The organism is Ketobacter alkanivorans (genome assembly GCF_002863865.1).
GTDB classification, from domain to species: Bacteria; Pseudomonadota; Gammaproteobacteria; order Pseudomonadales; family Ketobacteraceae; genus Ketobacter; species Ketobacter alkanivorans.
In genome coordinates, this window is sequence record NZ_CP022684.1 from 1,982,924 (window position 1) to 1,995,364 (window position 12,441).

Genomic DNA, 12,441 nt, shown 5'->3' on the forward strand with positions numbered 1-12,441 from the left:
TTTTGAACCCTGAACTTCTACAGAATGCAGACATCTTCCGAGCCCGCGTGCTGGACTGGTATCACCAGTTTGGCCGCAAGGATCTACCCTGGCAGCAAAACGTCAACCCTTACCGGGTTTGGATTTCAGAAATCATGCTGCAGCAGACCCAGGTCAGCACCGTAATCCCCTATTTTGAACGCTTTATGGCCCGCTTCCCCAGCGTGCAGGCCCTGGCAGACAGCCCCGTGGATGACGTACTGCAACACTGGTCCGGCTTGGGCTACTACGCCCGCGCCCGCAACCTGCACAAAGCCGCCTGCGTGGTGGACGAAGTCTTTGCCGGAGAATTCCCCCGCAACGTAGACACCCTCACCACGCTCCCCGGCATTGGCCGCTCCACCGCCGGAGCCATCGCCAGCATCAGCATGGGCATCGCCGCCCCCATCCTGGATGGCAACGTAAAACGGGTACTGGCACGCCTGCACGCAATCGAAGGCTGGCCCGGCGACAAAAAAGTGGCCGACCGCCTGTGGCAGATTGCCGAAGGCTATTCCATGGCTGAGCAAAACCGCGCCGACACACGGGAATACACCCAAGCCATGATGGATCTGGGTGCCACCCTCTGCACCCGCAGCAAGCCCGCCTGCACCGTCTGCCCCCTGGTGGACGGCTGCAAGGCCGTGGCTGAGGGCAACCCCACAGCCTACCCCCACTCCAAACCCAAAAAAGACAAACCCGTCAAAGCCACCTGGATGTTAATGCTGCAACACAAGGGCGAACTGCTGCTGTACCGGCGACCCGACCAAGGCATCTGGGGTGGATTGTGGAGCTTTCCTGAGTTTGGGAGTGAAGACGCACTGCAACAGCATCTGGCCCTGCAGGGATTAAAGCCCCGCCAACAGACCAGCCTTGAGCCCTTTCGGCACACCTTCTCCCACTACCATCTGGATATCCACCCCATCCACATTACCCTAAGCCGCAAACTGCCCAGCGTGATGGAAGGGCTGGATCAGGTCTGGTATAACGAGAGCCAGATCGAACAGCTGGGGCTGGCCGCCCCCATAAAAAAGCTGATCCAGATACTTCATCACGCCAACCCCGTCAAACAGTGAGCTGAACACCATGAGCAGAACCGTCTTTTGCCGCAAATACCAACAGGACATGGAAGGCCTGGAGCGCCCGCCCTACCCCGGCCCCAAAGGGCAAGACATCTACGACAACGTATCCAAACAGGCCTGGCAGGAATGGCTCAAACACCAGACCATGCTGATCAACGAAAAGCGCCTGAATATGATGGACCCGGAGACTCAAACCTACCTGACGGGTGAATTTGACAAGTTTCTTGCTGGAGAAGACGTCGAACAGCCCGAAGGCTATGTACCCCCAAGCAGCTGATTTAGAAAAACCTTCTGGATCAGGCCAAGGGGTATTGACTCAAAAGCCGTCTGAAGGTTTAATAGCGCCCTCTTGACGCCCGGTTAGCTCAGTCGGTAGAGCAGGGGATTGAAAATCCCCGTGTCCTTGGTTCGATTCCGAGACCGGGCACCATATATAAAGGCCTGCAAGCAGTTGCGGGCCTTTTTTTATTCCTGTGACACACCCCTGTCACACTGCCAATTAGCCTCCCCCCTCTACCAGCACGACCATACTCTTACAACTAGATTCCCCCCTTCCAATTCCCTTTATATCAACATGCAATTAATATCAGTGGCGACTGCATTCGTGAAACTATTGGAAATAACTAATGGGTAACAATAACCATCAAGAAGAAATCGCCTCATCGGGAAAAAAAGATGATAACAAGCCTATATCTAAAACTCCTTTGTCTGAACACGTAAAGAAGTTTTTGCTCCTTAAATTTTTTAGCAGTTTTAGCTTATCCCAAAGAAAGCTCCTTAGAATAATGTTCTATGCTTGGTTTATTTGGGTTGTCGGCTTTATTATCTCTGCCCTGTATCTCCTTAGAAAAAGCGAGACTCTAGCAGAAGTCGCAAAAGACAATTTCTGGATATCCTTCTACGCATCTGCCGCTGAAGACGCTCTTTTCTTCATTATTTTGACCGCGATAGTAATACTCATTTCATCCAGGAAACCAGAAGAAGAAACTATCGACAACAAAATCAGTTTTCTTTTCAATGATGAATCTCTTAACGCTAAACAATACGCCAAAAGAGCAATAGAAAGATTGGCATGCTATAGTCCCCAGTCAACTGTTCGCATCTCCGTTCACAGTTACAACTCGAAAATAGACGCTTTCAAAGTAATCACTAAATGGGACTTCAACCTAACCAATATTTACAATAACTTTGCATACGAAAATGATGACAGTCTCCACGTCGACATAGATACAGACGACATCTATTTGGAAGACGAAATCAGAGGCGCCTTAACACACCTCCAACTTTGCCCCATTGTCTCCTCAAAACATACAACTAACACTCGAAGCTATGAATTGCAGAATGACGAGCAAATAAAATCGAAGTTTTTGAAAAAGAAAATCCATGCTTCAATTGGCGCCAATGAAGCTGCTAAATATGAAGTAGAATTCTGGATGTGGTGTAAAAATGGAGAGCCATACCATCAATGGGTTCGACGCTTTACGGAAAAATACGTAATCAAAGTAACTAATGACATGACTTGCGGAAAGTCTATTACAGTGGAATGTCAGCCTCCATTCGACAAAACTTCCGATATATCTGACCCCGAGCACCGCAAGATCGAGCTGAAACCCAACCAGTCAGAAGTTATTTATTCGGGAACAGAGATGACACCAGACGATGACATGTGGATATGTATTTCAGGAAACGGCTCAACCCCAGAAGATAACCACAAAGAATAAAAAGCAATATACTTATTCCTATATACTATAATAAACAGTTTTTAAATCTGTATACTTGTAAATGTTAACATTTAGTTCTCTTTCTAGAAGGATGCACACCATGTACTTAGTAAGTAGCGGTGCAGGTGGTGGTTGAACCACTTATATTTTGACTTTGCATGAAAATTATAAAGGACGCAGGCCGTAAGCCTGCGTTTTTTATTGCACCCAAGATGCGACACATATGTGACATACCAGAACAAAAAGCCATAACCAGCTGATTAATAATATATATTTCTAGTTGTTCGGTGATTATTAGTCCCCTGTTGCCGTTTATTGTCAATTGCTGTAACCTTTTGCTGTATATTTGAACAGTGTAAAGGTTTTCTCCATGGCGACTATCCGAGAGCGAAAAACAAGCAAGGGTGAAACCCGCTATCAAGCCATAGTCCGCCTCAAGGGCTTTCCTCCCCAAACAGCCACATTCAATAGAAAGACTGATGCCAAAAGATGGGTTACCAATACCGAAGCAGCTATACGCGAAGGCAGGCACTTCAAAACTACGGAATCCAAAAAACACACGCTCAGCGATTTAATAGAACGCTACATAAAATACGTCTTACCCACAAAACCAAAGAGCCAGCTTAAACAAGCTGCTCAGTTACGATGGTGGCAATCTGAAATTGGCTACCTAACGCTTTCAGAAGTGACTCCAGCTCGCTTAGGCGAAGCAAGAGACAAACTTCAAAGGGGGCGTCAGCCAGCAACTGTGGTGAGGTATATGGCAGCCCTCTCTCACGCCTTCACAATTGCTTCAAACGAATGGGGATGGTTAGAAGACAACCCACTACGCAAGGTGCGGAAACCTGTAGAACCAAGAGGCCGAGTACGCTTCCTGGATGAAGAAGAACGCTCCAGACTGCTCACAGCCTGCAAACAATCTGACTGTGAATCACTGTACCCCGTAGTGGTACTGGCACTTTCAACAGGAATGAGACAAGGCGAAATCCTATCACTTGAATGGCCTCATGTAGACTTGGTTCGCGGCTACATCTACCTATCAGACACAAAAAACGGTGAGCGCCGCACAGTTCCACTGGTAAGCCATGCAAAAGAGCTTGTTCTTAACCTGTCAAAAATTCGCAGAGTCGATACAAAGCTACTGTTTCCCAGCACAGTGAAACCACAATCCCCAGTCGCCATACGAAGACCTTGGGGTGAAGCCCTCAAAGCAGCTGACATTCATGATTTCAGGTTCCACGATTTACGCCATACTGCCGCCAGCTACCTAGCTATGAACGGAGCATCTTTGGCTGAGATAGCTGAAATATTAGGTCATAAAACTCTCCAAATGGTGAAGCGTTACGCCCACCTTTCCGAGCAGCATACCAGCCGAGTTCTGGAGTCCATGAATAGGAGTATGTTTAATGGCTAATGTTTCAGATTCATCCTTAGAACTAGAGCTCAGCCAGAATTCTTATTACCTGGAAAGTGCCAGCGAAAAGCTCAGTGAATTAATGAACAAGCCTTTTAATGTGTCTAGACTATTCGAGCTAGCGGAACACGGTGAGATTGCCATAGCGTTCTCACCTGAGCCCAGCCTTGCCCAGCGGATGTATGCCCAAAAAGAAGCGAAAATAAAGCGGTTCTTGTATTTGAATCACTCTGACATTCTAGAGTTTAGCCCACACAACAGAAACAGAGAAATTATAAGGAGTGTCACCGCATTCGAAGATGCGAATTATGCGCGAATGTACAATGCCCATGCATCCGGCAATGATACAAAAAAGTTTCCGACAGACAACCCTGATTCAACGGACAAATTATATTGTGAAAATCTAGCTAGAACCGAATTAGTAATAACCAAAGAAGAACTAGAGCGATTTATCAAGGAGTCAAAACCTACGACTTCCCTTGAATTCTGTAGTTATCACGATGCTGGACACATTCTATTTAACAATGATGGCATAACCCCCAGAATGAGAGGGCATGAACTAGAAATGTGGGCATATATCGACCAAGACAACCTGCAGCCCTACCTGGATAAAGGCCTCACTAGAAAAACCACAACAAATGAATGTAGAAAGTTAGGATTAAATATAGAATCCTGCTACTTCTCTATGACACAAGTTGAAACCTTCAATCCAGAGGCCAAGGAAAACAGTGGTCGCTGGCTCACATTTCAAGAATTAATCCAACGTTGGTCGAACCAAACACCGAATTATTCACTTGAATCTCTAAACAACCTAATAACTAGCGTTCACAAAAAAGCCATTAACACAAATCATCTTGAGTTGTGGCCTTTGTCGCCCGATGAATACTTCTATGCCGTCGATCCTTATTCCGATGTAGCCTCCTGCCCCCAATCAGGAATGTTTCAGCTGCGTCAGATTGAGAAATTTGAAGAGCACCACTTTAAGGTAAGTCTCTCGGATTTGAGCAACCCAGAATCAATTGGATATGAAGTTGCTTTTCAGATTCTAAACAGCAAGTTCGAATGTTCTGCTGAAGAGTTCACAGTGTGGTGCAATTGGGACAGATGGGAATTAAAACCTTACATGGACGACCAATTAAAACGCCAATATTCGTTTTTTAGAGAAGAAGTTAGCTCACTTACTGATTGCTTAATTGGGGCGTTCTTTAACAAAACACAAGTTGAGCAATATGAGCCGAATGAGCGCTACATTACGCACACTGAACTTGTACACAAAATTGTGGAAGCAAGTGGATATGATGAAGCTAGAGCAGTAAAGCTAGTGATGAACAAATTCCATCAGGATCGAGGGCAATTAGAAAAGCCCGACCCGGTATCTAATACGAATACTCTAGGAATGACTTGGACAACTAAATTTACAAGCCCCACCCCTAGCAACGCGGTTTTTGAATTAGAAAAGGTAATCAAGTTCATAGCATCATCATTTGCCTGCCACACGATCACTTCCTCTAACTCAGCATCCAAGATAGCGAACACAAGCGCTCCGGCTACCTCATGTCAGCCATCAGTAGTCACCAGAACCAACCAACTGCACCAACTACTAATGAAAATTGACGAGCATCTTGAGAAAACCCTTGGCAAGAAACCAGCTCTTAAGCTAATACAAAAAACTCTCGAATCCCATTACGCTCAATTCGACGACGAAAACATAATCCAAGAAATTGACGAAGACACAATTTATTGGAGAAGCAAACATGGGTCAGAACAGAAACTAAGTTTCGGCTCCTTATCTGCTACCATATCCAAACTGCGGAGACGTTAATTTAACGCTAAGCGTTAATTCTTAATGCCCCCCTTAACGTTAAGCAATACATCTAATAATCACAGTTACAGATAGCGAATAACCGCTACTGACAACCAAATACCAAACTGTAACTGGTGATTTATGTCTACTGAAACTCACGCTAAACGGCTAGCTACCGTAAGAAACACTAGCCTGAAGTACCCGGATGCCAACATTACTGAAAGCAGCCTGCGCTGGCTCATATTTAATGGTAGTGAAAATGGCTTTAATCAATGCATTGTTAGGATCGGTCGTAAAATCCTTATAGACTTGGATAAGTTCGAAAGCTGGCTAGATGAGCAGGCAGCCAATGGGGGTGCAGTATGACTCTCAATATCAGTTACCCTAAACCAAACTGCTTATGTGCGCGATATTTAGCCCGATTCTTACAAGGCGAAACGCTTAAACACAGAGAGGCTGACAGCGCTACAGGGAGTTACCGGCTCGCATCACATGTCCATTACCTTCAGGAAAAGCATGGTTGGCACATTGAGCGCAGGGAAGTTACTGAAGCTACTAGGGATCCCACAGGGAGAGCTGCCACCTTCATGGAGTATTGGTTAGCAGCCAGCTTGATAGAGTGGGCAGGTATCCAAGGCCAAGAATATGTTGAAAAGGTCTTGGAATTGGAAGCCATCAGGATAGCGGAGAGGCTGGCGGCCACCAGCCCCACCGCAGATGACAATCCTGACGGGACTGACAAGGAGAAGCCTAGCACGATTCCTGCCTTAAGTAATGGGCCAGATAATGGCTCGCAATAGGGCAAAGACTAAGGGAAGGGGTGGGACTCCACCCTTTTTCCAGCTCACTCATCGACTTTTAGACCTACCCGCGTACATCCAATTGCCACATACCGCAAAAAGTCTGTTGATTGACATGGCAAGGCAGTACAACGGCCATAACAACGGTGATATATGCGTAACACTGAAAGTGATGAAAAAGAGAGGCTGGACATCAAACGGGACCATGTGGAGAGCGCTACAGGCACTCATAGCGGCTGATTTAGTCATGCAAACCAGACAAGGAGGATTGAACAAATGCAGCCTGTATGCCTTTACGTGGCTAGCTATCAACGAGTGCGGGGGTAAGCTGGACATTGCGCCGACAAAAGGCCCGCCAATACCCCTTCACATGCACCCAAGCCTGAACAAATAACCCATACCTTGATAGGGATTAGCCTACTCTCTATCAAGGGTCTGTTCACACACAACGGATTAATAATTACTCCTTTACAAGGTACAGTGAATTACCAATCAGTAGTTGAAACTAATCCTCCAATGAGACACCTTTCTATATATCTGCCATACCTTATGGACATAAAGGGAAAAACCATGAGTAAAGTCACACATAAAATATTGCTGGGGGCATTAGTAGTCACACTACTCGCATGTAGGAGTACAAGCATCAAGCACTATACGGATGCAGATTACAAAACATACCAGATACATAAATTTCTGGTGGAATCTAATAGTGATAAGTTCGAAGAAATGCTCAGCCACAAGATTAAGCAAACAAATGCAGAACTGGTAGAACGCTACTCAATTATGCCACCGACCAGAAGCTACAGCCCTGAGCAAATACAGACAATAATCGCAACAAACAATATCGACTCGGTTTTGGTGGTCCAGATAGGGGAAATGAAAAAGGAAACCCAAGTTGTCGGTACAAACACTCAAACCCAGCATTCATTCTATTATTCACCTCCGCCCAACAACCCATACTTGGTATCACCCACAAGCTCGACGATAACCGGCACATCAAACTCGACCACCACCACTATAATCGCTTCCAGAAGTGCTTCAAACGCAACCGCCACGCTTTATGACGTAAAAACAGGCAGAATTATATGGACCGGAGAAATCGCCACGAAAGCTCAAGGCACCATTTACACGAATGAAGCCTCAGCCGCGAGCGATATAGCTATCAAAGTTCTAAACGCCTTACTTGAAAGCGGTCATATCAGCCGCAAGTAAGCAGCAAAATGCTATGATGGTTCCTCATATTTAATCGAAATCATTAGGCAGATTGGGAAATAAATCATGGGTGGAATTGGCAGCGGCAGACAAGCTCACAGGAATACCGCTACCGCAGAAGAGTTTAAACGGATAGACATTCGATATTTGAAAAGAATAGGTATTCTGGGCAAGTATCGAAGTGGCACCCTATCATGGACCTGTAACGGCCAACAGAGCGGTTTTATCAATTACGCCTCATCGCCCCAAACCCTGACTTTAGAATTTCGATTCCGTAGGTATGGCGAGGATTGGCAGCCAGTCACCCAGCATATCCAGTTCGTCGATTCTCTCTGTAATTATGGTGGAAGCCGGAAGTGGCTTGAGTGTCCAAAATGCGAACGGCGCTGCGGAGTTCTATATGCAGGTGGGCCACGATTTTTATGCCGGACCTGTTACCAGATACCTTACACCAGCCAGACCAAAGGCCCAATTGACCGTATGATTCACAGAATGCATAACTTAGAAGCGCGAATCTTTGACGAAACTGGCTACAGGAAGCGAAAGGGGATGCACTGGAGGACATTTGAGCGGCTTCTACAGCAACGTGACAAGCTGAGCAGTCGAATTGACGCAGACATATACAAATTCTGCTCAGAGCACCTTGAGGGCATCCCCAGAGGCGGCTATAGCCAATAGTAGTTTAGTTTCGTGCCACACTCCTGCCACACTTGGAGATATTAAAACACAACAAAACACCACATCCGACAGCTCAACAAACCCGATAATTCATTGATATTATTATTGTTTATTGTTGTCATCCATTGCCGTTATTGAATAGAAACCGATTGAAAATCCCCGTGTCCTTGGTTCGATTCCGAGACCGGGCACCATATTTTAGAACGTAAAAAAGCCCCTACAGCGATGTTGGGGCTTTTTTGTTTGGGCCGTACCTGTAAGTAGGTCTATTTTGGAAAGCGTACTTGGCGGCTCATTTTTTTAGCCTCATACGCTTGCTTGACGACCCGAATACTTCTCCAACCCGGCTCAGCCGCATCCAACTGTGTTTGTAAATTCCCAAGATGATTAACAGTCCTTATCAATTCCAGCAACCGGTCATTTTGTGCTTGGTTACGCTGTCGTGCGTTCCTACCACCTCCTCCCTGCTTGGTTTCCCGCTTTGCTTCTACCGCTGCTAATGGCCTCGCATGCGCGTTGATATACGCCACTGCTGCTGCCCTATTGGTTGTCGCCGCGGAGTTCTCACCATCGCCCCGCCCTCCACTACGATGCCCATGGTGTTGGCTTTTAGCGGGATAAGATTGCAAAACACGTAGAATTTCAGTTTCACCGTACTTACGCGATAATTGATTCGCTGTTGCGCGATTGTACGTATATATGCAAGCCCAAACGTTTCTATGTGGCATTTTTCACTCACTCCATGTGATCATTGACGGAGTGGCCTAGCACGAGCCTAGACTTTATAACTGAAAGTGAACGAGCCACACATCCATCGGAACACCGCCATCATGCGAGCTGACATTTTTCTGCCCCCAATCTAAGCACTGATAAGCAATCGAAACCCGGTGCAGTTCCTAGATCGGCTTGCAGAGATCACGGTGACAGCGTTATCTATGGGTTTTCCTATTTGTGTGCATCCTTGGACATAGAGTCTTCGGAGTAAGCAGTCAATCAGGGCTTATTACGGCGAAAATACCGGCAATATAACTCTATGGGGCATTTGGAATTTACTCTACCCACTCAGCGTTCTGCAATACAACACGATACCCATCAGCGTCCTCAAAGGTCTTACCAACAGAATCCCAATAGCTGTTAAATGACTGCACAGAGATAAATCCAGCTGCTTCCATTTTTTTGCAGCTTTCTATCCATGCACTATGATCAGGCATAAAGAAAACCAGCAAATTATCTTTAGTTGGCGCTCGGCCAACCATTGTACCAGCGTGATGTGTGAACTCTAGATGGTAAGCATGATTTGGATGGCCGATGATCGACCCATCAAAACCATCGTGATCCTTAAAACTACTTAGCAGTTGGAAGCCTAAACCGGAGACATACATTGAAGTAATCTCATTCAACTTATCTGTTGGTCTGGCCACCCTGAGAACTGAAGATTTTAAAACCATTCGGCACATCCTTTCGCTGATATAATCTTTATTTGTCTTCACCTTGATTCGCTGATGCGCAGGGCGATGTTTTCATACACTTCAGCATCGCCCACCTCCCCAAACTTTGCTACAAACACGCTCTGTATCAACTTGGCCAGTGCAGCATCCGAGAACACCGCCCCCATTCGCATAACAATTGCAGCCACCTCCTGATCGTACGCATCTTTGGCACCAGCATGCACAAGCCCAACGGGGTCCGCATGGTTAATCGCTGCTTCCGCCTGCTGCCAGCGTTGTGGAAATTGCTGTTTTATTCTTTGATAGTCCATCTCCATGAGTTTGCATCCCGCTTAACGATTCAATTCAGAAACTCTATCACCCTAGCGCCCAGCGTCGTAGCAGGTTGTGGTAAATGCCGGTAAGCCTCGCAACCTCTGGGTGATTTGGTTGCAGCTCGGTGCGCACCGATTGAATGCTCTGATCCAAGTCGTAGAGCAGCTCTCGGGCTGCTTCATCCCGCACCATGCTTTGCAGCCAGAAGAAAGAGCACACGCGCTGCCCCTGTGTTACCGGCAGCACCTGATGCAGGCTTGATGAGGGGTACAATACCATGTCCCCTGCGTTGAGTTTTACCGATTGCGCGCCGAACTTACCTTCAATGATCAGCTCGCCACCTTCGTAATCCTCTGGCTGAGTGAGAAACACCGTCGCTGACAGATCGGTGCGCATGCTGTCTGGCTTGCCTGGCAGGTGCATAATGGCACTGTCCACATGAACACCATAATGGCCTCCATCGCGGTATCGATTAAACTTGGGCGGGTAAATGGTCTGCGGCAATGCAGCAGAGATAAATTGCGGATGCGTACCCAGGCGGGTAACAAGATGATTACCCAGCGTAATGGCAAGAGCGGTGTCATCGGGCAGCTGTTGATTGGTTTTTACCGCTCTGGCAATGTCACCGGCGGTGCTGCTACCCGCCTCCCATTCGGCTTGATCCAGTTGTTGGCGATACTGGTGAACCTCATCCGGCGTCAGTACATTTTCAATCACGATGAGCATGTTGGTTTGTCTCCTGTTCGCTATGCCACAAACATTGGCGGTCGATTTCCTGAAGGGTGGGGCAGCCGGTTAAGGCCATGCACACTTCCAGTTCATCCCGCAGCATTCTCAATATGTGGGCCACCCCCAGCGCTCCGGCCACCGCAAGACCGTACAGAAGCGGCCGCCCCACCATGACCGCATCCGCCCCCAATGCCAGCAATTTAAACACATCGTAACCAGAGCGCACGCCGCCATCCGCTAACACGGTAACGTCTTTACCCAGCGCCGCCCGGATCTGAGGCAATACGTGAACCGCCGAAGGCACACCATCCAGGGCACGACCACCATGATTGGATACCACCACGCCACTCACCCCCATGGCAGCCAGTTGCTTGGCATCATTGGGATGCAGCACCCCTTTCACCAGCACTGGCAGTGAGGTATTGGCCAGCAGCCATTCCAGATCTGACCAACCCGGCGCTTCGGCCATGGCGCCTTGAAATATAACGCTTTGATCGGTGCTGAGGGTGACTTGCTGGGGTGGCTGGTAGCGTTGCAGATTCTCTGGCCGAACGGCGGTGGGGAATTGAAACCCTGCCCGCTTGGCACGTCGGTTACTGGCTTGTATCGATGCATCGAGGGTAACCATTAACGCGGAATAACCGGCGGCCTCGGCTCTGCGCACCAAATCCAGGGTATGCGCCCGATCTACCTGAAAATAAAGCTGGAACCAGCGATTGCCCTGATGAGCCTGGGCAATCTCTTCTAATGTGCAGGATGACAGTGTACTGGTCACCATGCAGGTATCCAGCGCTTCTGCTGCACGTGCCGTTTCCAGTTCGCCCAATGGATGCACCAGCTTTTGATAGGCCACTGGGGCCAACAAAACAGGATGCCGAAAAGACTGGCCGAGCAGTTGTGTCGCCGTAGTGCCGGCAGAACAATCCACTAACAATCGGTTTACCAGTTGTACGCTTTGAAACGCTTCGATATTGGCACGCAGGGACTGTTCATTACCGCTGCCACCGGCAATGTACTCATACACAGGCGTGTCGATATAGTCTTTTGCCAGGGCTTCGTAATCAGCAACGCAGGTAATGTCAGAGGGAATGGAAGTAAGTTTGGGCTTTGATGCGCACTTGGGCAATTCTGATTGCTGCATAGTCACTGACCCCTATCTCGATACCACATAAACAGAAAAAGAAAGAGAGGCAGCACACTGGGTACGGCCCCTCTTTCTT

At 47.6% G+C, this 12,441-nt stretch carries 12 protein-coding genes and 1 tRNA gene; 9 read left to right on the forward strand and 4 right to left on the reverse strand.

Going from position 1 to position 12,441, the window contains the following annotated elements:
• Nucleotides 1-2 precede the first annotated feature (2 nt).
• The 9 genes from mutY (at nt 3) to Kalk_RS08590 (ending at nt 8,051) form a co-directional block, all read left to right on the forward strand.
• On the forward strand, nt 3-1,094 hold the full coding sequence (mutY, locus tag Kalk_RS08545; protein WP_101893834.1) for an A/G-specific adenine glycosylase: 1,092 nt from the start codon (nt 3-5) through the stop codon (nt 1,092-1,094).
• Between the two features lie 10 nt (nt 1,095-1,104).
• The gene (locus Kalk_RS08550; protein ID WP_101893835.1) at nt 1,105-1,377 is read left to right on the forward strand and encodes an oxidative damage protection protein; all 273 of its coding nucleotides are present in this window, start codon (nt 1,105-1,107) and stop codon (nt 1,375-1,377) included.
• Nucleotides 1,378-1,454: 77 nt separating this feature from the next.
• Nucleotides 1,455-1,530, forward strand: a tRNA-Phe gene (locus Kalk_RS08555).
• Between the two features lie 196 nt (nt 1,531-1,726).
• A complete protein-coding gene (locus Kalk_RS08560) occupies nt 1,727-2,821 on the forward strand; it encodes a hypothetical protein (RefSeq protein WP_101893836.1) in 1,095 nt (364 codons plus the stop codon).
• A 370-nt stretch (nt 2,822-3,191) separates the two neighbouring features.
• Nucleotides 3,192-4,235: a tyrosine-type recombinase/integrase gene (locus tag Kalk_RS08565; protein ID WP_101893837.1), complete on the forward strand. Its 1,044-nt coding sequence runs from the start codon at nt 3,192-3,194 to the stop codon at nt 4,233-4,235.
• Nucleotides 4,228-6,057: a hypothetical protein gene (locus tag Kalk_RS08570; RefSeq protein ID WP_101893838.1), complete on the forward strand. Its 1,830-nt coding sequence runs from the start codon at nt 4,228-4,230 to the stop codon at nt 6,055-6,057. The genes Kalk_RS08565 and Kalk_RS08570 overlap by 8 nt, the downstream gene beginning before the upstream one ends.
• A 123-nt stretch (nt 6,058-6,180) precedes the next feature.
• Nucleotides 6,181-6,405 carry a hypothetical protein gene (locus Kalk_RS08575; protein WP_199768034.1) on the forward strand — a complete coding sequence of 75 codons (225 nt, stop codon included), beginning with the start codon at nt 6,181-6,183 and terminating at the stop codon, nt 6,403-6,405.
• Nucleotides 6,402-6,839 (forward strand): hypothetical protein, encoded by a 438-nt coding sequence (locus Kalk_RS08580; RefSeq protein WP_101893839.1) that lies wholly within the window; start codon nt 6,402-6,404, stop codon nt 6,837-6,839. Before Kalk_RS08575 ends, Kalk_RS08580 begins: the two co-directional genes overlap by 4 nt.
• Nucleotides 6,840-7,409: 570 nt before the next feature.
• On the forward strand, nt 7,410-8,051 hold the full coding sequence (locus tag Kalk_RS08590) for a hypothetical protein (protein ID WP_101893840.1): 642 nt from the start codon (nt 7,410-7,412) through the stop codon (nt 8,049-8,051).
• Nucleotides 8,052-9,778: 1,727 nt separating this feature from the next.
• On the opposite strand, the gene Kalk_RS08605 is transcribed toward Kalk_RS08590, so the two are convergent.
• From Kalk_RS08605 to Kalk_RS08620, 4 genes are read right to left on the reverse strand one after another with little or no spacing between them, the layout of a single operon-like run.
• Nucleotides 9,779-10,177: a VOC family protein gene (locus Kalk_RS08605; protein ID WP_101893843.1), complete on the reverse strand. Its 399-nt coding sequence runs from the start codon at nt 10,175-10,177 to the stop codon at nt 9,779-9,781.
• A 38-nt stretch (nt 10,178-10,215) separates the two neighbouring features.
• On the reverse strand, nt 10,216-10,494 hold the full coding sequence (locus Kalk_RS08610) for a DUF1871 family protein (protein ID WP_101893844.1): 279 nt from the start codon (nt 10,492-10,494) through the stop codon (nt 10,216-10,218).
• 40 nt (nt 10,495-10,534) lie between these two features.
• A complete protein-coding gene (locus Kalk_RS08615; protein ID WP_101893845.1) occupies nt 10,535-11,218 on the reverse strand; it encodes a Fe2+-dependent dioxygenase in 684 nt (227 codons plus the stop codon).
• On the reverse strand, nt 11,202-12,362 hold the full coding sequence (locus Kalk_RS08620; RefSeq protein WP_101893846.1) for an alpha-hydroxy acid oxidase: 1,161 nt from the start codon (nt 12,360-12,362) through the stop codon (nt 11,202-11,204). The genes Kalk_RS08615 and Kalk_RS08620 overlap by 17 nt, the downstream gene beginning before the upstream one ends.
• Nucleotides 12,363-12,441 lie beyond the last annotated feature (79 nt).